This is a genomic window from Rossellomorea sp. NPDC071047 (genome assembly GCF_050270195.1).
In the GTDB taxonomy this organism is placed as follows: Bacteria; Bacillota; Bacilli; order Bacillales; family Bacillaceae_B; genus Rossellomorea.
Map to the genome: position 1 here is coordinate 731,908 of NZ_JBNNJT010000001.1, position 22,849 is coordinate 754,756.

Sequence of the window (22,849 nt, forward strand, 5' to 3'; positions counted from 1 at the left end):
GAATCGGCTTGGGAACCCTATATTTTATTACCGGAGGGGTTAGAAGCGGCAAAAGCTCTTTTGCTGAAAGATGCGCAATAGAGAAGAAGAAGTCGAACGTTCCATTGGTCTATATTGCTTGTGGAGTAAACACTGACAGGGAGATGAAGCAAAGAATCTTGAAACACCAGTTGGACCGGCAAGAGTCTGCTGTGGAATGGACGACGATTGAATGTCCAAATTCAATTGAAAGGATAATCAACCAAATTCCTCAACACTCCGTTGTTCTTTTAGACTGCCTCACGACTCTTTTAACAAATGAGATGTATGGTGGTACTGAGGAGAAAGGTCAATATATAGAAGAGAAAATCTATCAATCTATCGTACAGTTGCTAAATAAAGTTGATGTACTGTTCCTGGTTAGCAATGAATTGTTTTCTGACCTTCCGATTGATTCAAAGGATATCATTACTTTCCAGAAACGGCTAGGTGCATTGCATATAAGAATGGTGAAAAAAGCATGTGTGGCGATTAAAATGACGGCGGGAATCCCAGTTGTGAAAAAGAGGGGTCCGAATGAGGAGGGACGGTTTCCTCATGATCCTATTTAAAAGCTTTATTCTTAACCTGCAGTTTTTTACGATTTTGCCAATCCGTAAAGAATTTTCAATAGGGGATAGGGAAATGAAGTGGATGGTCCGTACATTTCCACTGTTAGGTTTATTTGTAGGTGTGTTTCTTGTAGGAGGATATGTTTTTCTGAATTCTTTTACGCACATAAGCCCTTTAGGTATATCATTCTTTATTTGGGTATTGCCAATCGTATTAACGGGCGGTATCCATTTAGATGGCTATATGGATGCAAGTGATGCCTTTTTTTCCTATAGAGATAAGGAAAAGCGATTAGAAATAATGAAAGACCCAAGGGTAGGTGCCTTTGGTGTTTTGTCACTGGTGGTATTGCTTTCTTCACGGTTTCTATTTATCTATGAAACCATCCTTCAAACCCATTCCACTATTCTGATAGGCATGATCCTTTTGTCGATTCCCTTATTAAGTCGAATAATGATGGGGGCGAGTATAATTCTTATCCCTGCAGCCCAGACGTCTGGAATGGGCTATGGTTTCAGTAAGAATGTGACCGGTTATGATCTTATATGGATTGTTTCCGGTTTATTGCTCGGTGGAGTGGGCAGTTTCTATTTAAATTGCTTTTATTTTTATGCTTTATTCAGCCTGGTGACGTTAGCTTTATTCTGCTTTGTTTATTCTAGATCCATTAAATGGTTTGGCGGTATGTCCGGTGATACAATCGGGGGCAGTGTAGAGGGGGTGGAGTTGTTATTATGGATGACTATATGGTTATTGCATGTATTCGCCATGGTTTAACAGAGGAAAATGAGAAAGGGAAATACCTCGGCTGGACCAATTCCAGTTTATCTCGAAAAGGAATCGAATTACTTAAGAGGCAAAATCCTTTTTTTGAAGAGTATGAACGATGCTATTCGAGTGATCTTAATCGCTGTATAGAAACCGCTCATTTTCTGTTCCCTCACGCTCCATTAATCTCTTCATCCCTTTTAAGAGAGATACACTTTGGAGGCTGGGAAGGTCAAACCTATGAGAGCTTAAAGGATGACGATGCTTATCAAGAATGGTTATTGGACCCATCCATTTCTCCACCAAATGGGGAAGGGATAGAACAATTTGGAAAACGAGTCGATTTAGCCTGGGCACAGATCATAGCCCAGATAGAAGAGCACAATGGGAAGCGGTACGCAGTTATTACTCATGGTGGAGTCATTCGACATCTATTAACTTCTTTATCTCCTGGACATGTTCACAGAACGTTTTGGGAATGGAAGGTCAACCATGGAGAAGGGTATGAAATGGTATGGAAGACAGAAAATGATTGGAGGAATCAAACATGTACTTCGTTACGGGAGGTTCCTTTAATGGGAAAAGCATGTGGGTGAAAACCCATTTTAATCTTAAAGAAACGGATACAACCTGGATTTCATTATTTAGTGGAGAAAGGATCCATTTGGATGAAATCAACTTTTCAAACTCTGTCATCGTAATAGAGGGACTTGAGTATGGAATTCGATCAGCCATTTTAAAAAATGATTCCGAAGTCAGAAAGTCTTTTACAATTTTGATGCAAACCTTAAAGCAGTGGGAAGAAGAAGACCCTGATCGTAGAGTGATCTGGATAGGTTCAGAAGTCGGGAAAGGAATTGTCCCAATGGAAAAGTTGTCCAGGGAATGGCGGGATATGACAGGATGGGTTTATCAAGATCTGTCGAAAATGTCTAAGCAAGTATGGCTGGTTTGGTACGGCCTTGCTACATCGTTAAAAGGATAAAGGAGAGGGTAAGCATGCAGCTTTACACAAGAACTGGTGATAAAGGTCAAACGAGTTTAATCGGTGGAAGAGTAGATAAAGATGATATTCGTGTAGAAGCATATGGTACATTGGATGAAGTGAATTCTTTTGTTGGGCAAGCCGTTTCAGAACTGGATGTCGAGCGTTTTCAGGATGTCCTACAGGATCTTGAGGCGATTCAGCATGAACTATTTGATTGTGGAGGTGACCTATCCAACGTTTCTAAGCATAGAAAAATCAAACTTCAACCTCAATCCGTCAAGATGTTGGAGGAGAAGATTGATAGGTTTACGAAGGAAGCGCCTTCACTTGAGAAGTTCATTTTACCAGGAGGTGTGAAAGCTTCATCAAGTATACACATAGCTAGGACGGTTACAAGAAGAGCAGAGAGGATCATGGTTTCGCTCTCAAAAATGGACGAGGACTTTCCCATTGTGACATTGCAGTATATCAATAGATTATCCGACTACTTTTTCGCATTGGCACGTGTGATCAATTATCGTTGTAATGTAAAAGATGTTGAATATATTCGCAGCGCTAACGTATTTTCAACAGGTAAAGTTCAGAAAAAAAATGAAAAGTAATCTTAGGACTCTTTTATTACTTTCCTTGTTTATGGCTTTTTCTGCGATCGGTGGAATGGTAAAGATACCTGCTGTAATCGGGACAATAGCTATAGATAGTATGCCTGCTTTATTGATTGCTTCTCTCTACAATGGGAGATGGGGGGCAATCGTTGCAAGTGGAGGTCACTTGCTTTCTAGCTATTACGTTGGATTCCCGCTAGGACCGTTTCATGTTCTCATTGCGATTGAAATGGCCTTCTTTGTATGGTTATTTGGATATGTATTTTCAAAAGGAAAACGGGTATTTGCAGCCATCCTGTTTTTTATAGGCAACGGTATACTCGCTGGAATTCCATTTATATTCATCTTTAGTCCTTCATTTTACTATGCGATTCTTCCACCCTTATTATTAGCCAGTTTCGTTAATTTAACGGTAGCCCACTTCTTGTATCCTCCACTTGAGTCAAGATTGAAAAGGGGGAAAATTGCATGATTAAGCTTAGAGATGTCATATCCATTTCTATTTCAGATGAGGAAGAGCTGATCTTGGCAACTGATTGCAGTGGAGGGATTGGAAATAAAGAAGGAGATGTAGTGTTTGCGGATCCTGAGACAGTGGGCTATTACTGTTTCCGGGTCGCAGTGATGGAATGTTTGGCCACAGGAGCAAGGCTCAAAGCTATTCAATTACTGAACTTTACAAGTGATGCTGTATGGGATCAGTATTGCAGTGGTGTGAAGAAAGGTTTAAGTGAAATGAACCTGGATGGTACTCCTATTACAGGGAGCACTGAATCGAATATCAGTCTTAATCAATCGGCCATTGGAGTTACGTGTATTGGCATGAGAAACAAGAAAAGACCCATTACCTCTTGTTCAAACCTTGCTTATGCGCTTATCGGAACCCCCTTGGTAGGAAATGAAGTGATAGACCAACATACATTCATTGCTCCACTATCTCTATTTATGAAGTGTGTTCATCACTCATCTATCATCGATATAATGCCAGTCGGTTCTAAAGGCGTTCTTCATGAACTTTCTCTCTTATCAGGGAAGCCTTTAAGAAGCGAGGATGTCGCTTCAACCCAAGACTTGGACAAATCAAGCGGACCTTCAACATCATTCATCATTTCTTTCAGAAAAGCGGAGGAACTTGATGTAAAAGATCTTACGAACGGTTTCTTCCATTCACTTGATTTCCAGTGGTAGGAACAAATAAATACTTTTATGGATATTTGTGATAAAATATACTTTCAAATGGTATGGAGAAATGTGTTAGTTCATCCAAGATTCTTCGATTGTCAATTTCATTCGAATAGAGTACTATTTCATACTATCATCAGTAATTCATGAATGTCATAAAAGTAGGTGAAGAAATGGATTCACGATTAGACCGCAAGTCTAAAAAGAAAAAACGCGGAAGAAAAGTGATATTGGTATTATTATTACTTATATTTAGTTTACTCGGTTATGCAGGGTTTCAATTTTATAGTGGATACAAAATGGCTGGAGACGATAAGCTTCAAGAAGAGTATACATTCAATGGTGTAAAAGATAAGGACGGTAAGGTCAATGTATTGCTATTGGGAGTCGACAGCAGAGGCGAAGAGAAATCCAGGACCGATACGATGATGCTAGCACAGATCGACCCGAAAACAAATGAAACCAAACTCGTTTCCTTTATGAGGGATATATATGTTGAAATACCGGGATACCAAAACTATAAGCTGAATACAGCATTTTATTTAGGTGGACCAGAATTGCTCAGAAAGACCATCAAACACAACTTTGATATTGATATTCAATATTTCATGGTAGTCGACTTCAAAGGATTTGAACAATCCGTTGATGTACTGGCACCGGATGGAATTGAAATGGATGTGGAAAAGGCGATGTCGGAAAACATTGGCGTTTCCCTTCAGCCGGGTGTTCAAAACTTAAATGGGAAAGAATTATTGGGATATGCCAGGTTCCGTGCTGATGCAGAGGGAGACTTCGGCAGGGTTGAAAGACAACAAAAAGTCATAAATGCTCTTAAAGATGAAGTCCTCTCAATAGGTGGAGTTACAAAGCTTCCTAAAATGGCGGGATCGATTCAACCCTATATACAGACAAATATGAGTAAGCTTGATCAAATTTCCATCGCTAAAGATATCCTGTTGAGTAATAGCAGTGATATGGATAAGCTCACCATTCCAGTTGAAGGGTCGTATGGTTTTGGCAGCTATAGCGGTGTAGGATCGGTACTTGACATTAATTTTGAAGAAAATATACAAGCTCTGAAAGATTTTCTTAATGGTAAGAGCTCAGACGAAGCTACAACTGAATGAATTTATTAAGCCCGTAAAGCTGAAAATGCTTTACGGGCTTTTTTTGACGATTGGGAAGTAGGAATGAATACAGCGATAAGAACTGATCTGACAGTATGTGTGGGAAAAATCGACTGTCATTCAAGCAGTAAAGCAAAAGTAAAAATTCTGATTATACGCTCTCTGAGCCAATATATAGCCTTTAGAAGGAATCTGACTAACATAAATGGTAATGATAACGCTTCCACTTCGTATTTCGGCTAATTCCTAACTACTTCCTTTATTGCCCTTGATATCATATACCAGCATGTTACGATTATAAACGTTGTGAACAAACACACGACACCAAAGGTTTTTAGACACATTAACCAGGAAATTTAACAACAAACAATTCTTCATATTTAATATTAAACTTAAACAATGAATGTACGATTAAAAACCCGACAAATAATGTAGGAAGAGGAGTGGATATGATTGTTAAAACATAAAACGGTTGCTTTTCTAGGTGCAGGAAACATGGCGGAAGCAATGATTTCAGGTACTGTGCAAAGCGGAAAGATCCCATCAGAACAAATTATTGTTTCTAATCGAAGCAATCAAGGAAGACTTCAGGAAATGAAAGCGAAATACGATGTGACGGCTTTAACAAAAGATGATCTACCCTTTAATGAGATAGATATTCTTATTCTTGCGATGAAACCGAAGGATATTGATAAAGCATTAGATTCGATTAATCACTTAGTAAGAAACGATACAGTGATCATGTCGGTGCTGGCAGGGATCACTACTTCTCATATGGAAGAGCAATTACCTGCAGGTCAGCCTGTTATCCGAGTCATGCCAAATACGTCAAGTATGTTGAAAGAATCTGCTACAGCCATAAGTGCAGGTCGCTTTACTTCAAGAGAAGATATGGAAAATGCAAAAGAGTTATTATCGAGCATTGGTGAAGTGTTCGTGATTGAAGAAGGTCAGATGGATATTTTCACTGGCATTGCAGGCAGTGGTCCGGCATACTTTTACTATTTAATGGAACACATTGAAAAGACAGGTGCCGAAGCTGGATTAGATCCTGAATTAGCACGTAAAATCGGAGCTCAAACCATTTTCGGTGCAGCCAAAATGATGCTTGAGCGTGAAGAATCACCAACTCAACTTAGAGAGAATGTAACATCCCCAAATGGTACTACAGCTGCAGGACTGGATGCATTAGCAGAGTTCGGCGGAGGTAAGGCTATCTCAGAAGCTGTCAAGGGAGCAGAAAAACGATCGAAAGAAATAAGCTCATCCTTACAGTCCAAACAATTAGTAACTAGCTAAACAAACATCGAATAGTAAACACCCCAAATAACTAATACCAACCAAACAAGAAATACAAGTCCGTTCCTACACACATAAAGAGGGGCGAGGGACGGACCTTTTTACTAGGAGTGATTGAATGTCCCAAAATAATCAGAAGAAACGTATCGTAATCAAGATTGGAAGTAGTTCATTAACAAGCCTGCATGGAGAAATGAGTCGTAGAAAACTGGAACGTCTTGTTGATGAAGTTGTCCGTTTAAAGGATGATGGCCATGAAGTATTGCTTGTTTCATCAGGTGCAGTCGCTGCCGGGTATCGTAAACTAGGATGTTTAACACGTCCAAGCTCTCTTCCGGAGAAGCAGGCAGCAGCAGCTATTGGTCAAGGTCTATTGATTGAAGCGTATTCTGATCTATTAATTTCCAACGGATACGTGGCTTCACAAATTTTGATCACTCGTAGTGATTTTTCGGATAAAGATCGATATAACAATGCAAGAAATACAATCAATGTCCTGCTTGAAAGAGGGATCATCCCAATTGTCAATGAAAATGATACAGTAACAATTGACCGGCTGAAATTCGGAGACAATGATACCCTTTCTGCCAAAGTTGCGGCATTAGTCGATGCTGATCAACTCATCATTCTATCTGACATTGACGGACTATATGATTCTGATCCACGTAAAAATCCAGATGCTGAACTGCTTGAAAGCGTAACGGAAATTACTGAAGATATCGAAGACATGGCAGGAGAGCCGGGAAGTTCTGTAGGAACTGGTGGAATGAGATCCAAAATCGATGCATTTAAGATCACGATGGCTTCTGGAATTCCTGCGTTTCTAGGTAAATCAGGAAACTCAAATGTTATTTACGATGCTGTCCAACATACAGCAAAAGGAACGTACTTTGAATCTGCAGAAGATTCCGTAAACCTTGACTCCAAAAAGCAGTGGATTGCGTTCAACTCAGGTCCCGAAGGTGAAATCACCATCGACTCAGATGCGAAAGAACGTATTCTGGAACAAAAAGAAAGTTTAACCATTGATGATATTTATACTGTAAAAGGCCGATTTAATAAAGGTGCAGTCGTGCGAATCCTTGATAATCGTAATGAAGAAATTGGTTTGGGAATGGTCAATTTCCGTTCAGGACAACTGAAAAATCCTACAGACATCAAAGCGGATCAAATCGCAGTCGAGATTGACCAACTAGTATGTCATGTTGATTTACCCATTCCAGTAGGAGTATAAAAGAAGGAGTTTGTCTCCTTCTTCCCCTGCACAATCCGGTTGAATTCTTTTTCAAAAAAACAGGAGGTATTTGATGACTTTAACTATAGAAAAAACGGATGTAAAAAAACAAGCGATGCTAGCAAAGAAAGCTTCTAAAACACTAAGTATGCTGACTACCGACCAAAAAAATAAAGCCCTTCTTATACTTGCCGATCATTTAGAGGCGAATTACGAATCTATACTAAAGCAAAATGAAAAAGACCTTGAAAGAGGGAAAGAAAAGGGCTTCGAAGCTGCATTTATGGACCGTTTATCGCTTTCTAAAGAACGTGTTGAAGATTTTGCAAGTGGTCTCCGTCAAGTAGCTGATCTGGAAGATCCCACTGGAAAAGTTGTATCCGATTGGACTCTTGAAAATCAACTGCAAGTTCAAAAAGTAACGGTCCCACTTGGTGTCATTGGAATGATTTATGAAGCACGTCCTAATGTAACGGTTGATGCAACCGGATTAGCACTAAAATCCGGTAATGCCATTGTCCTGAAAGGTGGTTCAAATGCCATCACTTCGAACAAAGCAATTGTGGACGTTATGCATGAAGCACTTGAGAAGACGGATATTCCCAAGGATGCAGTACAATTCATCAATACAACCGATCGAGAAGCAACAAGTGAGTTATTCACGATGAAAGAGCATATTGATGTACTGATTCCCCGCGGTGGAGGTGCATTGATCAATGCTGTCGTTAATAATGCAACTGTACCTGTCCTTGAGACTGGAGTAGGGAACTGTCATATCTATATTGACAAAGAAGCTCAAGTGGAAAAAGCACTAAACATCATCATCAATGCAAAAACAGACCGTCCGGCTGTATGTAATGCAGCTGAAACCGTCATCCTGCATGAAGACTGGTTTAATGAAAATAAGGTTGCATTTGTTAATAAGCTTAAGGAGCACAATGTATCCATTCACGGAGATGAAAAAGTTGTCGAAGCGATTGAAGATGCGAAGCCTGCCGGAGAAGAAGATTGGGCAAATGAATATCTAAGTCTGGATATTGCCGTAAAGATTGTACCTTCTTTGGATGAAGCGGTCGATCACATCGAACAATATGGTACAAAGCATTCAGAAGCCATAGTCACGGAAAACACACAAACAGCGAAGAAATTCATGATGCTCGTAGATGCTGCTGCTCTCTATCATAATGCTTCCACTCGTTTCACTGATGGAGGAGCGTTGGGATTCGGTGCTGAAATTGGAATCTCTACACAGAAACTTCATGCCAGAGGACCAATGGGGCTCCCAGCGTTAACAACAGTTAAGTATATGATGCATGGAACTGGACAAATCCGATAAACAACATAGAAAAACGCTTGAGGACATTTCCTCAAGTGTTTTTCTCGTTAATCAGTTTATCAGGATGGAAGAGCTCAGTTTAAAAGCCCGGGCTTGTCTCCTCCAGTATAAACTCATTCAATCCCTTTATCGTGTGAACTTCTTGCTGGTAACAGATTCTTAATAGCTCCTCAAAGATTTCGGCGGTCATGATAGCGTCATTCAGAGCATGATGACGTGTCCTGTAGTCGATGTCAAATCGTTTTACGAGGGAGTCCAGGTAGCAATCGTCCCGTTCCAATAATCCATTGGCAAGCGAAAAGGAGTCGACATATTCCGGATCAAATGAAGGGAGCTGCCACTTATAAATCCGTTTTTGGAGAAAATTTATGTCGAAACTAGCTGGGTGAGCGACCAAGATCGTTCCTTTACTGAACTCAATAAATCGCTCCAGTCCGATAGGTAATGTAACACCATTCAGAAAGTCTTTTCTTCTCAGACCAGTAAATCGCTTCGTATCCCTTGACACCGTTTGAAGGGGATTAATGACCTGATAGAATGTATCTCTCCGTTGCACTTTACCTTCCTTAACCTTAACCGCTCCAATCGAGATGATTTCATCCCCTACCTCCGGAAAAAAGCCCGTCGTCTCAAGGTCAAATATGGTAAAGTCACAGTCGAATAAATGTTTTTGTTGAAGTGTGGGTTTTTCTTCTTCAAACTCTTTTAGGGCTCGAGATAATTTATGGTAGGAAAGCTTTTCTTTTTCCCGTTTCACTTGAAAGCGAAAGAAAAATTGCTGCCATAAATAATATTTAAGAATGCGGTAACCCACATTAATTCCAATATCATTCATTAAACCACCCGGTTCCTATTAAAACTAATTTCCATCACTTGTTGAAGTCGATTAGCAATCTGGATGGATTCTTTTAATTTCTGACGATCTTCTTTTGAAAGAGTACGTACATCAATATCATTACTTAATGGTTTTCCTTCAATAAGTTCAAGAAGGTTTTGCTTTGTTCGGAGGGTGAGCAGAATATGCATAGCTGTTTTTACATTTTCAGCATCCCTTGGATGGAAGGCCTGCATCTTTTTCAATGCTTGAACCCTCTTTATGGTGTTGACTTCTTTTATTCCGTATTTTACCGAATGGATGCGAATCATATTGACGATTTGCAATAGCCCCGACTTTTTGATGTTAAACAAATGATTCCTCGGCTTCAGGTTCACTCGTCCCAAAGGGCCTACAGGAAGCTTGAAACGAAGGGCATCCTTTCTTAATAGTTGTTGCATATTGAGAGACCGTTTCGATTTTTCCGCTAAATAATTTCGAATTTCCTCTGCGATGGAGTAATCACCATAAATGGGGCGGAAATCATAAAACATCGTAATGTTTTGAACTTCCTGTGCATCTATTTCGTAAAGCCATTCATCAATCGCCTTTTTCCAATCGGTATAGGATCGTTTCCATTTTTGTTCCTTTGCCATGATTCCGCCAGTACATTCTGGAAAACCGCATGCTGCAAGCTTTAGATTGAGTTTTTCAGTAAATGCCTGGAAATACAAATCAATCTTCTTGAGATCCGATAAGTGATTATAATCATCGAGTATGATTCCATTATCCTGATCCGTATGAAAGCCTTGCTCACTCCTGCCTTGACTGCCCATGACAATAAAACAATAATTGATAGGTGCAGAACCGAAGCCTTCCTGACGCATTTCTTTTTCGGTTAATTGAATGATTTTTCGGTGAAGGCGATCATTATAGTTTGAGATCACTTCGCAAATATCGTAGCCAAAACTATCTTGAAGGAGTAAATCTTGAATGAACTGTTGAAAGGTATTACTTTTAACAGTCGCCAGCTCTACGAGTTCGTCGTTCGAAACGGCTTTTTGGATTTTATATGAGAGGTCCAAATAATTTGAATCCTGTATATTGAGAAATGATGTACTGGTCAGAACCCCAACGACTTCATCATTGCGAATGATTGGTACAAAATCAACTTCTTCATGTTTGAAATAAGAAAGGGCTTCATAGGCAAAGGATTCATCACGAATCCAAAACGGTTTTTTTTTCATCCAGTCTTTTACTGATTCACTAATTATCGGGTTTGTAATATAAGACAGGATTTCACGTTGGGTAAGAATGCCTTTCATTTGTTTCTCTTGATCTACTACCACTAGACCATATGTATCTTCTTCTTTCATCTTTCTGGCTGCGTCAAGAACAGTGGCATTTTCGTCAATGAAGGTGGGTCGATCCATTAACGTATGTACTTTAGTTCGAAACAGGTTGATATTTTCGTCGTCGGATTCAGTGGCAGATTTCGCTTTTATTTCATCGTACAATGTTTTCATGCGATTTCCGATGCTTTCGAAGATGATCTTTGAAAAGTCATTGTTCTTGGTCATTATCTCCAATAGTCGATCCTTTCGAATGCGGAACACAGTACAATCCTCTATTGCCTGTACGGAAAATGTCATTTCACCGCTTGTAAGCATAATCATAATCCCGATTAAGTCTCCAGGATAATAGAATCGGAGTGAATACTGTTTGCCGCTTGAGCGGTGGAGAACATTCTTCGCAAGTCCAGAGACAAGGAAGTATATATCAAGTTCTTCTACCGTTTCATCTTCATGAAAAAGGAATTCACCCTTTTTGAAGGTGGTGTATTTAGAACCGGAAATAATGTAATCTAACTGCTCAGTGCTCAGAACATCAAAGGGGTAGTGATCTCTAATAATTTGTAATAATTCCAGCTGGTTCATCGAATACCTCCCGTTCTCATTAGTCCCATAGTACTTTACCATAGAATTCCCTATTTTGAAAACGATAAAACGGGATCTTCCGGACGTCATTATGGAAGTTGTAATGGATATATTGAATGGTCGAATTTGCTAAATCTCCACGAAATCCATCAATGATCAAAAAGGGATGAGAAAAAGGTGTCCCGTTCTTGGGGCACCTTTAGGACTTACTTATGTTTGAGGATAAATTCAGCAGCTTCCATTAAGTTAGTAAACATGTGATCGGCGTCATATAGATGAGAGGGGCTGTCTGAAAGTAAGACAGTAGTGCATCCCGCTTTGCGACCGGCTTCAATATCTACCTCGCGATCACCTACCATATACGATTGGGCAATATCAATATCATGCTTTTTTGCCAGGGCCAAGAGCATACCTGCTTCAGGTTTTCTGCACCCACAACCTTCGTGAGGCTTGTGAGTACAACAGGAAACCTCTTGAATGAATCCACCGGCCCTTGTGATTTCCCTCAACATATGATCGTGAATGGATTGGAGTTGTTCATGAGATAGATATCCTAATCCGACTCCACCCTGATTGGTAACGACGAAAATTTGAAAATCGGAATCGGTCAATAATTTAATAGCTTCAATGGCTCCCTCCAGGAAATAAAATTGATCGGGTCGATTAACAAATGTCACTCTTTTGGTTTTCACCTCATTGATTACTCCATCACGATCAAGAAAAACAGCTTTTTTCATCAGTAAACCTCCTTATTCGATCTTTTTCTCCAATAAACCCTCACTACCTGTCGCTTTATGCGCTTTCCGAGGAAATAATGACAGATTATTCTGTCATCTACGGGAAAGAATAAACCTTAACACAGATTCTAAAAAGTATATTAATCTATTGAATGAATGGTAGTGTGAAAACTGAGGCCGTGACAGTTCCTTTCCGCTCCAGGCACTTTCTTTCCGCGGGGACGAAGTCGAGCCTCCTCGGGCTTCGCCCTGTGGGGTCTCGACCTTTCCTCTATTTCCCGCAGGAGTAAAGTGCCTTCCGCTACAATCCACTCTGTGCTACTTCAATTTACTGCCTTAAAAGATAGACATACAAAAAGCTCCTATTCCATTTGATGAGCATTTATTTCCAAAACAAAGGAATAAAAGAAAATGAAAGAAAACTTTATATATATACATATAGGAGAAGGCTGGGACAAACGTGTTTTGTATAAGTTAAACCAAACTAAATTGCAATCAAGAGGCAATTTAGTTCGGTTTTTTTGTTCAATGTACAATTAGTTTCTAGTTCTCTCTAGCGGTTGATTGGAGTGCAAGACGAAGACTCCTGCGGGAAGAGTAGCTTTTGTGAGACTTGTCCAGCTATAGGGCTTAGAGGCAAATGTCATAAGGCAGATCGTCCATGAAGGCAAAGAACGCCTTCATGGACGATCCGCCTTATGCCAACCGCCTCTGAGCGAAGCCCCTCCGCTTTTCTACCCGCAGGCGTGCCGAGGAGGCTCACGAGCTACCCGCGGAAAGCGAAGTCTTGCACGGAAATCATTAGCGGTATTGAGAAATTAAACTATAGTTGTTCGTCTTTCTGCCGTGGTTTTTAGTTTTGTCCCAGCCTCTATCCATTATAGTTTTTGAATAAAGGCGACTTTAAGGTAATCACTTTGTTTGTATTGACTGAGGGTTATAAAGTCTTCGGGAAGTGTGTATTCTTCAAGTATTTTGTATTTTTCATTGGTTTCTTTGAAGGCTGTTTCAATAAAGCTCTTGAATTTCTTCATATTGAAAGTGCTGCAATTAGTGGATGCCACAATGGTACCCTTTTTTTCAGTAATGGCAATCGCTTCTTTTAACAGATCTTTATAATCCTTAGCTGCACTGAATGTATGTTTCTTTGAACGGGCAAAGCTTGGCGGATCGAGAATCACAAGATCAAAGGAGAGTTCTTTTTTTACGGCATATTTAAAGTATTTAAAGACATCTTCCACAATGATGTTTTGTGCTTCGTAATCAATCCCATTAATACTGAATTGTTCGATCGTTTTACTTAAACTGCGATTAGCGAGATCAACGCTGGTTGTTTCTAAAGCACCACCGAGTGCAGCGAAAACGGAAAATGCTCCTGTGTAAGAGAACGTATTCAATACTCGTTTTCCTTCAGAGTACGAGTCACAAATTCGTTTACGCACTTCACGTTGATCAAGAAAAACCCCTACCATTGCGCCGTCATTTAAATAGATGGCAAATTGAACGCCATTTTCCTTGACGAGAAGAGGGAATGAAGGCCGGGTTCCTTCAACGAAGTCATCTTCTTCCACATATTTTCCTTCCTGTGCAAATCGCTTTTTTTGATAAATGCCTTTGTAATCCGTTAATTCTCTCAACCCTTGCATAACTTCTTCCTTAAAGGCATAGGCTCCTTTTGAATACCATTGAACGAGGTAGTATCCATCAAAGTAGTCAATGGTGATACCTCCAAATCCGTCTCCTTCACCATTAAACACTCGAAACGCTGTCGTATCTTCACTATAAAAGAAGTGAAGACGTTGATTGATGGCAGCTTGAAGCTTTTTAAAGATAAAGTCTTTGTCAATCGCTTCTTGTTCTTTCCAACTCAGAAGCCATCCGATTCCTTTGTTCTGTATTCCCGAGTAGCCTTTGGCGATAAAGGCATTGTTATTGTCTACAAGTTTGAGAACTTCACCTTCTTGAATATTCTCAATGGATGTTGTCACATTTTCTTTATTAAGAAGGGGGAATCCTTTTTGGAATTGTTGTATGTATTTAGGGTTTGCTTTAATGATTCTTTCTTTTGTCATTCTACTCATCCTAACCTTGAGGTTTAGTCTTGTGTAGTATAGAACGTAAAGGAAGTTTACGCAACTGCACAATAAAAAACTTCCCTATTCAGATATAAACGGTCTGAATAGGGAAGCCGGTCATTTACCCCATAAGTGATCTCCTACAAGCCGGTCTACTTTTATCGTTTCATGCAGGCCGCTATGAGAAATGGATGGATCATACACGATCTTGGATTGATATTGGTTTTTTTCAAATAGTGATCGACTGCCTATAGCACTTTGAACATTCACCACATCATCACCAGATCCCGCTATGGACAATACGTTTATATCGGAAGGGATCAAATGGCGATTCAAAAACATTTCTTTCAATGCACGTGATTCAGGTTTTAAGTCAATAACAGCTGCACCTGTATTGATTTCATCATAGGATTCCTTCGTAACACCGAGGAAAGGGGTAGCAATCGTAATCAATTTATGGGTCTTAGGGACAAATGAGCTATCCCTGGTATTTAGAATATATTTTGTTGACGCAAGGCCGCCCATGGAGTGTCCCACAATATTTACATTTGAAACGTCAAACTGATGATGCAAGAGCTTCATGGCATTTTCTAACCAAATCGCCTGTTTCTCCAATGATGCACGATTATCTTCAAAAATGACTTGAACGAGTGGAGGTGAAGTGGGATTTGTGGAAAGAGATCCTTTATACACCACACTGCCATTCTCAGACACATAAATCTCCAACGTCTTTTGTCCCCAGCCATGCTGGTTTTCAAAACGTTCCAGCATCGTCCTGAAAGAATTATATGTACCTTTGTACCCGTGCACAAAGACAGTGGGGTATTTTTCTTCAACAGTTAAGGGTTTTTCACTGGATTGTACATTTGTAGTGCGAAATATTATATATAAAGTGAAGAAAGAGAGAATGATGCCACTCCATAAAAACGAATGTTTGTTATTGATCGACAAGAAAATCGCTCCTTTAAAAAAGGTATACTTCTATTGTAAAGTATTCGTGAAGTATTGAATATGTTAAAAAAGAAATTTGTTTGTCATATTACATGTAACTTTTACCAATAATGATACAGTGGTTTATATTAAAAACTCTTTTCTCCAAAAGTATTGTTAAGATAAACTACAACAAAAAAAGGCTTAAATAAATTATTTAAGCCTGCATCATTATTCTTCCTTCTAAATCAAATATTAAACCCAATCACCGGCTTTGAAGATAGGTTCAATCGTTCCGTCTTCCTTTTCGCCGTCAATGTCTAACTCAGCCGATCCTATCATGAAATCTACATGAATCATGCTTTCGTTAAAACCTACTTTCTGTAATTGGTCAGCCGTCATATTTCTGCCTTCCTCCACACACACTGATAATGCTCTACCCAGCGCTATATGGCAAGAAGCATTTTCATCAAAAAGTGTGTTGTTGAAGATAATGTTTGTATTAGAAATAGGGGAGTTGTGAGGAACCAATGCCACTTCTCCTAAATAGGAGGCCCCTTCATCTGTTTCCAGCAGATTTTTCAGAGTTTCATATCCTTCCTCAGCTGTAAACTCTACCACTTTACCATCTTTAAATGTCAGGGAAAAGTTCCTGATTAATGTACCGCTATAGTTAAGTGGTTTCGTACTTGAGACCGTCCCATTCACACCTTGTTTGACTGGGATTGTAAATACTTCTTCCGTTGGGAGGTTCGGAACGAAGGGAATTCCCTGATCATTTGTGAACTGGGCACTGATCCATTTCGTTTGTGGGTGAAATTCAATGGAAAGATCTGTTCCAGGTCCTTTATAATGAAGCTTTTTGTATTTGCTTTCATTTAATCGGTCGGCGTTCTTATTCAGATTACTAATATGAGATTCCCATAGAGCAACTGTGTTCTCCTGATCCGTCCGGGTTGTATAAAAGATGTTTTCCCATAGTTTATCGATTGCTTCGTCCTGAGAGAGTTCAGGGAAAACAGTTTGAGCCCATTCGTTTGTGGGGAATGCCGCTATTAACCAGCTTATCTTGCCGCCGCCGATATAAGCAGAAAAATCTTTCATTGCTTCGGCGGAAGCTCTGTTCAAAATGGCAACCCTTTTAGGATCCGCATCTCTTAATAGTGAAGGGTTTGGTGCCGCTAAATTTAATAGCGCCACATTGTTTTCCGCCATTTCAATAAATCCTTTTGCCTTCCATTCTGGGAACGCTTTCAGGCCATCCTCAGAAGAATTGTCTAAGCGAATTTTCTTTAACTCTTCATCGTAGAAATCGGTTAGTACATTTAAAACACCTGCTTCATATGCTTTCTTAGTAACAAGTCGAACAAATTTATATGCTGTAATAGGTGCAGAAATCAGGAGTTCTTGATCCTTTTGCAGGTTCAGTCCTACTTGTACGATTAAATCTGCGTATCTTTCTAAATTACTTTCGAATGCATGATTCATCTTAAATCCCCCTTGATATGTATTCAATACTAACTATATCTCTTTATTCAGAAAATTTCATTGAATAATTACATTTTCCAATCAATTGATAGAAGTATATGTGAAGGAGGTGAACTTTCTTTATACGTGATTTGTACTGGTTCACATATGGTGGATCAACAGATAAGCTGAACGATTGAAAAGGACTGGTCCTAAAAAGGCCAGTCCTGATTGTTTTGTTCTTATAATTTACTTGAGAATGGTGGGAATTCTTCTTCCGGGGAGTTGATTACTACGACACCAGAGAGTGCCATAGCAGTAAGGCTGGTGATTAGTAAAAATTTTTTCACCTTTTTCATCATTTCACCTCCTATAAAGTTAACATTTCTTCATAAATGAGATTGGCTTCATTTAGATGAAATGCTGCATATTTATATTTTCTAACCCCTTGGTAATATTGGCCAAGGAATTTAGAATACTCAGCATATAATAGATGGGATCCGCTTTTTTTAAAGAAGGGCAGTGTATTCTCCTTCATAAACGCCTCAAAACCCTGAGGAAAATCATTTAAAGCAAACTGATAATAAGATAATTGATAAAATTTATCCGGGAACTTTTCTCTAGAGCAAAGGTGTAATCCTTTAGGTAACCAGAAACGCACCTCGGAAAATTGGTTTTTTTTATAATATTCCTTGACCAGAGAGAGTATAGAGTACAGCTTTCCTTCTTCGTCTGAGCCTTTCAATTCAATACTTCGCAAATAATGCTGGATGGCTTCATCGCTCTTGTTCATAAACGATTTTAAATATCCTAAGTTTTGCTCTACCTTTGAATTTAAAGAGGTATATTCTATGGATTGAGAAATGAAATTGGCCCAATCGTAATGCTTTATCGCTTCTTCGCTATAACGTATACGCCGATAGCAAATCCCTAGTATTAAATGCACTTCGGCGCATCTTTTCTGGTAGTAGACGCCCTGGAAAATGGAGAGTGACTTCTCCCCGTAAAAGATTGCTAAGCGGTACATACTTAAACGGGTCAAGACCAGGCTGAATAAATAATATAAATCTGCTCTTTCTTCTTCATTAATCACATTTCCAAGTACATAGCAGGTTTCAGCTTCTTTCAGTTCACCTTTGGCTTTATCGTACTCTTCAATCAAATAATAGTAGTTCCCTTTATATTTGTGATAATAGAATTTCAGTGTATCGGTCAGTTCTTTATAATGGGATTGGATCTGTTTCATGTGTTCCAACGCGTTCTGAAGGTTCCCTTTAATTAATTGAACACGGAAGCAAAGGATTTTATAGAATAAATGTGGGATGAGATCATCCGTCTGTTCCAGGTCCTTCTTAACGTCCGCATTGATCGACTTCGCTTCCTCTGTTTTATTCCACAGTAGGGCATGGTTCCAATTCTGAAGTAGTTTGTTCAAATGGGCAGTCGTATCAAGCAGACTATTTACACCTAATCGGTCACAGAGTAAATTAATTATGTCATTTGACGGAGTAACTTGATTGTTTTCCAGTTTGGAAAGGTATGATACGGAAATAATCCCTTTTGATAAATCTTCTTGTGTTAAATTTCGTTTAAGTCTGTGAAAGCGGATTTTAGAACCGATTGTCATATGATCCTTCTCCTCTAACTGGCTTTATTTACTCATTTCGTCCAGGTGATTGATTATTAAAATAGTAACATATTAAAAAGGTAAATGTTTTGAATATTCCTATAATTATATTTTTTGTGGGTATTTTGTATGGTCTTTTATTCATCTGTAAGTTGATTCATCAAATGCCTTCCTTTGTTATAATGAATCTAGTTAAAGTTTTAAGAGGAGGTATTTCATTATGATCGATTTAAGAAGTGATACAGTAACAAAACCAACGGAAGAAATGCGGAGGGCTGCGTTTGAGGCTGAAGTAGGGGATGATGTGTATGGGGAAGATCCTACAGTCACAAAGCTTGAGAGAGAAGCGGCCACTTTACTTGGTAAAGAAGCGGCCCTATTTGTAACAAGTGGTACTCAAGGTAATCAAGTGGCTGTTTTAACACACACACGTCCTGGGAATGAAATTCTATTAGAAACGAATTCTCATATTTTCTACTATGAATCAGGAGCGGTCGCCGCATTGGCAGGTGTTCAAACGCGTACGATCGATGGGATAAATGGAGAGATGGATCCGATTGAAGTAGAAGCGGCTATACGTACTGAAGATCAGCATTTTCCAGAAACAGGGCTCATTTGTTTGGAGAATACACATAATCGTGCAGGTGGAGCCATTGTGTCTCCAGACAATATGGAGGCGATCTATACACTTGGGAAAAAACATTCAATTCCCGTGCACATCGATGGAGCACGGCTTTTTAATGCAGTATATGCCAGTGGAAGAGATATCAGGGAGTTCACCGATCATTGTGATACGGTGCAAATATGCTTATCGAAAGGGCTGGGTGCCCCTATAGGGTCTATCATCGCAGGTGATCATTCATTCATTAATCGTGCCCGTAAGTGGAGAAAGCGATTAGGTGGGGGTTTAAGACAGGTAGGGATGGTTGCAGCTCCAGGATTGGTTGCATTAACAACCATGAGAGAACGATTAGTGGAAGATCATGAGAAAGCAATCGTACTTAAAGAAACCCTTCAAGCCTGTAAGGGAATTGAAGTAATCAATCAGGTTGATACAAATATTGTCGTTGCAGATGTAAAGGGAAGAGGGACCACATCAGAGCAATTTATTGATGAGTTAAAAGAGAAGGGGATACTGGCAGTGACTTTTGGACCTACTCTTGTACGTTTTACCACTCATTATGATGTTACGATGGAAGATATTAACAAGGTGTCTGGAATTTTAAGAAGCCTTTCTTAATTACAGGAGGGGATTCTCTAATCATTTAAGCAGTGAAGGGCCAAAGTAGCCCTTCTGATTACTCTTTGTGATCTAGTTTTTTTCCATGGTGTGGATGGGGATGCCATCTCATCATGTAGTCATTTTCTTTCAGTTTTTGATACTTCGCTTCCATCATTTTAAGTACGTTGTCTCCCTGTTCTTTTGAGAAGACACCATACTCTACATATTTCTTAACTAGTTCTTTTTTTGTTGAATACATTTGTTCATGCAATTTGGCAAGCTCCGATTTTTGTTCTTCAGTAAGATTTACCTTAGGTGTTTGTGTTTCACCTTCTGCAGCTGCAAATGTACCGACACTCAGGCTAATCAAGAATACAGCTAAGAGAGATACAACTATTTTTTTCATTTTATTCACTCCTTTCCAATGTTTCTCTCATATTCTTTGCGGAAAACTCGCAGAATATGTAGGAATAGATGAATAAGAGGGGTACATGTTAGGGTAAAGACAATTAGGTATTGGAAAGGTGGCTGAAATATGTTTAAACAGTTTTTGTCAAGTATTGGGATAGGACACGTTAAAGTAGATACAATCGTGCACAAAACGAAAATTTCTCCTGGAGATTCAATTGAAGGTGAAGTCGTTTTGATCGGTGGTATGGCCGATCAGCCTATTAATGAAATTCGTTTATTGCTTCTTGAAAAATATGAGGAGGATAAAAAAGATAGTGACTTTTCCTATCATGAAAAAGATTTAGACACGATTATCCTTGATAAGATCGGTACAATCGGTGCGGGTGAAGAGAAGAAAATCTCTTTCACATTTCCTACATCAACTGATCATCCCAGAACAACGGATGCTAACAAAACCATTTTAAGAACCACAGTAGACATTCCTCAAGCGGTAGATCCGACAGATGAGGATAGCATATACGTCGTTTAACTTTAAGGCAGATTCTATTATTGAATCTGTCTTTTAATTTGGTTTATAAGACCAATAAGAGTAAATGTTCTCATTGAAATCCATAAAAACCCAATGTAAAATGTAGTAAGCGTATACATTCTAAAAATTCAGATATTTAAATGTGTACAAATTAAAAGAAGAGGGAGGAATTTGATGGGTGGAATTTGGTTAGCGGTAATAGGAGGGCTTGTCTTTTTATTTGGGTATAAATATTATTCCAAGCTTATTGCTGAGAAGGTGTACCGTCTGGATCCGAATTATGTGACGCCGGCTCACCAATACAAAGATGGTGTCGATTTCGTTCCAACGAATAAGTTTGTTCTGTGGGGTCACCATTTTACTTCTGTAGCGGGGGCTGCTCCGATTGTTGGTCCGGCAATCGCCGTTTACTGGGGATGGCTTCCAGCATTTCTGTGGGTCATTCTAGGGACAGTATTTGCAGCCGGGGTGCATGATTTTGGAACTTTGGTTCTTTCAGTTCGGAATAAAGGACAATCCGTTGGTTCATTAGCCAATAAGTTAATAGGGAAAAGAGCAAAAGTACTATTTCTATTTATTATTTTAATACTTGTGTTGATGGTAAACGCAGTATTTGCCTGGGTTATTGCAAATCTGTTCATTACTTTTCCTGCTAGTGTCATCTCGGTGTTCATTCAGATCCCATTGGCAGTTTGGATTGGGTATTCGGTTTATAAGCGCAATGGAAGCATGCTGCTGCCTTCAATCGTTGCACTGGCAGTCATGTATGCATCAGCTGTCATTGCCAGCCGGGTTGGATTTTTGCAGATTGATTTAGTTCGTTATTTCGGTGGTAAAGATGCAACATCATTGTTTGGATTGAGTTCAACCAGCATGGCTTTCCTGGTGTGGATCGTCATTCTCATGATTTATGTATACATAGCCTCCACTCTACCTGTTTGGAAGTTATTGCAGCCACGTGATTATATCAATTCCCATCAATTAATTGTTGGTTTAGGATTGTTATATCTTGGTCTCCTGTTTACTAATCCTGAAATTACCGCACCAATGACAAACGGAGCTGCAGATGTTTCCTGGTTCCCGTTACTATTTATTACGATAGCTTGCGGTGCCATTTCCGGGTTTCACGGATTGGTTTCATCAGGCACATCGTCAAAACAGTTGGATAAAGAAACGGATGCACGCTTTGTAGGGTATTTAGGAGCTGTAGGTGAAGGGGCTCTTGCACTGATTGCGATCATTGCATGTATAACATTTTTCCCGAACGTAGAAGAATTCCAAGCGACTTACAGCGGATTTGCTGCAGCAAGTGGAGCAGGGTTGGGTGTCTTCATCCAAGGAGCCGGACAACTCGCAACAGGTGTTGGGATTCCTGCTGATATCGCAGCTACGATTGTTTCAGTGATCATTGTGAGCTTCGCTGCAACAACATTGGACTCTTCTGTTCGACTGATGCGATATATCATTGCCGAATTGGGAGAAGAGTACAACGTAAATCCTTTGACGAATGCTCATGTTGCAACGACGATCGCCGTTGTTTCAAGTGCAGCCTTAACTTTATTACCTCAAGGCCCTAAAGGGTTCGGGTCGGGTGGATATCTTCTATGGCCGCTATTTGGTACATCGAATCAATTGCTTGCTGGAATCAGTTTACTTCTGATTACCATCTGGCTTAAGCGTCAAGGAAGAAATTATTTGGCTACCTTAATTCCTATGGTATTCCTTATGTTCATGACATTATGGGCGATGATTAACCAGGTAGTGTTTGAATGGTCAGCTGTCGGTGAATCAGAAGGGAATATGCTGCTCTTTATCTTCGGGAGTATCATTCTGATTTTCACCTTGTGGATCCTTATAACCGCAGCATCTTCACTGTCTAAAAAGGGAGATGACCCTTCACAGTTCTCTGCTTAGTTATGAGATGAGGGTGACTCGGGATCGGGTCCCCTTTTTCTACTTTCTTTTGAAGG

The 22,849-nt window shown here is 39.6% G+C and carries 22 protein-coding genes; 14 read left to right on the forward strand and 8 right to left on the reverse strand.

From position 1 onward, the window contains the following. Positions 1–8 precede the first annotated feature (8 nt). The 11 genes from ACQKFO_RS03830 to ACQKFO_RS03880 all read left to right on the forward strand — a co-directional run bounded on the left by ACQKFO_RS03830 (position 9) and on the right by ACQKFO_RS03880 (position 9,130). Positions 9–590 carry a bifunctional adenosylcobinamide kinase/adenosylcobinamide-phosphate guanylyltransferase gene (locus ACQKFO_RS03830; RefSeq protein ID WP_427596969.1) on the forward strand — a complete coding sequence of 194 codons (582 nt, stop codon included), beginning with the start codon at positions 9–11 and terminating at the stop codon, positions 588–590. After that, a complete protein-coding gene (locus ACQKFO_RS03835; protein WP_427596970.1) occupies positions 577–1,368 on the forward strand; it encodes an adenosylcobinamide-GDP ribazoletransferase in 792 nt (263 codons plus the stop codon). The genes ACQKFO_RS03830 and ACQKFO_RS03835 overlap by 14 nt, the downstream gene beginning before the upstream one ends. Then, the gene (locus ACQKFO_RS03840) at positions 1,326–1,955 is read left to right on the forward strand and encodes a histidine phosphatase family protein (protein ID WP_427596971.1); all 630 of its coding nucleotides are present in this window, start codon (positions 1,326–1,328) and stop codon (positions 1,953–1,955) included. The genes ACQKFO_RS03835 and ACQKFO_RS03840 overlap by 43 nt, the downstream gene beginning before the upstream one ends. After that, positions 1,907–2,344 carry a bifunctional adenosylcobinamide kinase/adenosylcobinamide-phosphate guanylyltransferase gene (locus ACQKFO_RS03845; RefSeq protein ID WP_427596972.1) on the forward strand — a complete coding sequence of 146 codons (438 nt, stop codon included), beginning with the start codon at positions 1,907–1,909 and terminating at the stop codon, positions 2,342–2,344. The genes ACQKFO_RS03840 and ACQKFO_RS03845 overlap by 49 nt, the downstream gene beginning before the upstream one ends. A gap of 14 nt (positions 2,345–2,358) precedes the next feature. Next, on the forward strand, positions 2,359–2,949 hold the full coding sequence (locus ACQKFO_RS03850) for a cob(I)yrinic acid a,c-diamide adenosyltransferase (RefSeq protein WP_427596974.1): 591 nt from the start codon (positions 2,359–2,361) through the stop codon (positions 2,947–2,949). Next, a complete protein-coding gene (locus ACQKFO_RS03855) occupies positions 2,939–3,424 on the forward strand; it encodes an ECF transporter S component (protein ID WP_427596975.1) in 486 nt (161 codons plus the stop codon). The genes ACQKFO_RS03850 and ACQKFO_RS03855 overlap by 11 nt, the downstream gene beginning before the upstream one ends. Continuing rightward, positions 3,421–4,140: an ATP-binding protein gene (locus ACQKFO_RS03860; protein WP_427596976.1), complete on the forward strand. Its 720-nt coding sequence runs from the start codon at positions 3,421–3,423 to the stop codon at positions 4,138–4,140. Before ACQKFO_RS03855 ends, ACQKFO_RS03860 begins: the two co-directional genes overlap by 4 nt. Before the next feature lie 167 nt (positions 4,141–4,307). Beyond that, positions 4,308–5,261, forward strand: a complete 954-nt coding sequence (locus ACQKFO_RS03865; RefSeq protein ID WP_427596978.1) for an LCP family protein — start codon at positions 4,308–4,310, stop codon at positions 5,259–5,261. Between the two features lie 453 nt (positions 5,262–5,714). Further along, positions 5,715–6,560 carry a pyrroline-5-carboxylate reductase gene (gene proC / locus ACQKFO_RS03870; RefSeq protein WP_427596979.1) on the forward strand — a complete coding sequence of 282 codons (846 nt, stop codon included), beginning with the start codon at positions 5,715–5,717 and terminating at the stop codon, positions 6,558–6,560. 118 nt (positions 6,561–6,678) lie between these two features. Beyond that, a complete protein-coding gene (gene proB, locus ACQKFO_RS03875) occupies positions 6,679–7,794 on the forward strand; it encodes a glutamate 5-kinase (RefSeq protein ID WP_427596980.1) in 1,116 nt (371 codons plus the stop codon). Between the two features lie 73 nt (positions 7,795–7,867). After that, complete coding sequence (locus tag ACQKFO_RS03880) at positions 7,868–9,130, forward strand: glutamate-5-semialdehyde dehydrogenase (RefSeq protein ID WP_427596981.1); 1,263 nt, start codon at positions 7,868–7,870, stop codon at positions 9,128–9,130. A gap of 79 nt (positions 9,131–9,209) precedes the next feature. Here the strand turns inward: ACQKFO_RS03880 and ACQKFO_RS03885 are convergent, their stop codons facing one another. From ACQKFO_RS03885 to ACQKFO_RS03915, 7 genes are all read right to left on the reverse strand, one after another. Further along, on the reverse strand, positions 9,210–9,965 hold the full coding sequence (locus ACQKFO_RS03885) for a 3'-5' exonuclease (protein ID WP_427596983.1): 756 nt from the start codon (positions 9,963–9,965) through the stop codon (positions 9,210–9,212). Continuing rightward, entirely contained in the window at positions 9,965–11,881 is a 1,917-nt protein-coding gene (locus ACQKFO_RS03890) for a DUF294 nucleotidyltransferase-like domain-containing protein (RefSeq protein WP_427596984.1), read from the reverse strand. Before ACQKFO_RS03890 ends, ACQKFO_RS03885 begins: the two co-directional genes overlap by 1 nt. Positions 11,882–12,087: 206 nt before the next feature. Further along, complete coding sequence (locus ACQKFO_RS03895; RefSeq protein WP_427596985.1) at positions 12,088–12,618, reverse strand: D-glycero-alpha-D-manno-heptose-1,7-bisphosphate 7-phosphatase; 531 nt, start codon at positions 12,616–12,618, stop codon at positions 12,088–12,090. A gap of 878 nt (positions 12,619–13,496) precedes the next feature. After that, positions 13,497–14,690 (reverse strand): class I SAM-dependent rRNA methyltransferase, encoded by a 1,194-nt coding sequence (locus tag ACQKFO_RS03900; RefSeq protein ID WP_427596986.1) that lies wholly within the window; start codon positions 14,688–14,690, stop codon positions 13,497–13,499. Positions 14,691–14,810: 120 nt separating this feature from the next. Beyond that, complete coding sequence (locus ACQKFO_RS03905) at positions 14,811–15,644, reverse strand: alpha/beta hydrolase (RefSeq protein WP_427596988.1); 834 nt, start codon at positions 15,642–15,644, stop codon at positions 14,811–14,813. A 234-nt stretch (positions 15,645–15,878) separates the two neighbouring features. Continuing rightward, positions 15,879–17,111, reverse strand: a complete 1,233-nt coding sequence (locus ACQKFO_RS03910) for an aminopeptidase (RefSeq protein ID WP_427596989.1) — start codon at positions 17,109–17,111, stop codon at positions 15,879–15,881. Positions 17,112–17,460: 349 nt separating this feature from the next. Beyond that, positions 17,461–18,717, reverse strand: coding sequence for a helix-turn-helix domain-containing protein (locus tag ACQKFO_RS03915; protein ID WP_427596990.1), 1,257 nt, complete (start codon positions 18,715–18,717; stop codon positions 17,461–17,463). A gap of 220 nt (positions 18,718–18,937) precedes the next feature. Here ACQKFO_RS03915 and ltaE point away from each other — a divergent pair, with 220 nt between their 5' ends. Next, the gene (gene ltaE / locus ACQKFO_RS03920) at positions 18,938–19,957 is read left to right on the forward strand and encodes a low-specificity L-threonine aldolase (protein ID WP_427596991.1); all 1,020 of its coding nucleotides are present in this window, start codon (positions 18,938–18,940) and stop codon (positions 19,955–19,957) included. A gap of 58 nt (positions 19,958–20,015) precedes the next feature. Here the strand turns inward: ltaE and ACQKFO_RS03925 are convergent, their stop codons facing one another. Beyond that, a complete protein-coding gene (locus ACQKFO_RS03925; RefSeq protein ID WP_427596992.1) occupies positions 20,016–20,345 on the reverse strand; it encodes a YckD family protein in 330 nt (109 codons plus the stop codon). Positions 20,346–20,474: 129 nt separating this feature from the next. On the opposite strand from ACQKFO_RS03925, the gene ACQKFO_RS03930 reads away from it, so the two are divergent. Together ACQKFO_RS03930 and ACQKFO_RS03935 are read left to right on the forward strand one after the other, a co-directional pair. Then, positions 20,475–20,879, forward strand: coding sequence for a sporulation protein (locus ACQKFO_RS03930; RefSeq protein WP_427596993.1), 405 nt, complete (start codon positions 20,475–20,477; stop codon positions 20,877–20,879). A 174-nt stretch (positions 20,880–21,053) separates the two neighbouring features. Further along, a complete protein-coding gene (locus ACQKFO_RS03935; RefSeq protein ID WP_427596994.1) occupies positions 21,054–22,793 on the forward strand; it encodes a carbon starvation CstA family protein in 1,740 nt (579 codons plus the stop codon). The last annotated feature ends 56 nt before the right edge of the window (positions 22,794–22,849 follow it).

Coding starts and splice junctions, on each gene's coding strand:
- ACQKFO_RS03915 (WP_427596990.1), bottom strand. CDS start 18,717: ATGACAATCGGTTCTAAAATCCGCTTTCACAGACTTAAACGAAATTTA.
- ACQKFO_RS03890 (WP_427596984.1), bottom strand. CDS start 11,881: ATGAACCAGCTGGAATTATTACAAATTATTAGAGATCACTACCCCTTT.
- ACQKFO_RS03855 (WP_427596975.1), top strand. CDS start 2,939: ATGAAAAGTAATCTTAGGACTCTTTTATTACTTTCCTTGTTTATGGCT.
- ACQKFO_RS03925 (WP_427596992.1), bottom strand. CDS start 20,345: ATGAAAAAAATAGTTGTATCTCTCTTAGCTGTATTCTTGATTAGCCTG.
- ACQKFO_RS03885 (WP_427596983.1), bottom strand. CDS start 9,965: ATGAATGATATTGGAATTAATGTGGGTTACCGCATTCTTAAATATTAT.
- ACQKFO_RS03865 (WP_427596978.1), top strand. CDS start 4,308: ATGGATTCACGATTAGACCGCAAGTCTAAAAAGAAAAAACGCGGAAGA.
- ACQKFO_RS03835 (WP_427596970.1), top strand. CDS start 577: ATGATCCTATTTAAAAGCTTTATTCTTAACCTGCAGTTTTTTACGATT.
- ltaE (WP_427596991.1), top strand. CDS start 18,938: ATGATCGATTTAAGAAGTGATACAGTAACAAAACCAACGGAAGAAATG.
- ACQKFO_RS03845 (WP_427596972.1), top strand. CDS start 1,907: ATGTACTTCGTTACGGGAGGTTCCTTTAATGGGAAAAGCATGTGGGTG.
- ACQKFO_RS03900 (WP_427596986.1), bottom strand. CDS start 14,690: ATGACAAAAGAAAGAATCATTAAAGCAAACCCTAAATACATACAACAA.
- ACQKFO_RS03860 (WP_427596976.1), top strand. CDS start 3,421: ATGATTAAGCTTAGAGATGTCATATCCATTTCTATTTCAGATGAGGAA.
- ACQKFO_RS03930 (WP_427596993.1), top strand. CDS start 20,475: ATGTTTAAACAGTTTTTGTCAAGTATTGGGATAGGACACGTTAAAGTA.
- ACQKFO_RS03840 (WP_427596971.1), top strand. CDS start 1,326: ATGGATGACTATATGGTTATTGCATGTATTCGCCATGGTTTAACAGAG.
- ACQKFO_RS03850 (WP_427596974.1), top strand. CDS start 2,359: ATGCAGCTTTACACAAGAACTGGTGATAAAGGTCAAACGAGTTTAATC.
- ACQKFO_RS03895 (WP_427596985.1), bottom strand. CDS start 12,618: ATGAAAAAAGCTGTTTTTCTTGATCGTGATGGAGTAATCAATGAGGTG.
- proB (WP_427596980.1), top strand. CDS start 6,679: ATGTCCCAAAATAATCAGAAGAAACGTATCGTAATCAAGATTGGAAGT.
- ACQKFO_RS03910 (WP_427596989.1), bottom strand. CDS start 17,111: ATGAATCATGCATTCGAAAGTAATTTAGAAAGATACGCAGATTTAATC.
- ACQKFO_RS03880 (WP_427596981.1), top strand. CDS start 7,868: ATGACTTTAACTATAGAAAAAACGGATGTAAAAAAACAAGCGATGCTA.
- ACQKFO_RS03935 (WP_427596994.1), top strand. CDS start 21,054: ATGGGTGGAATTTGGTTAGCGGTAATAGGAGGGCTTGTCTTTTTATTT.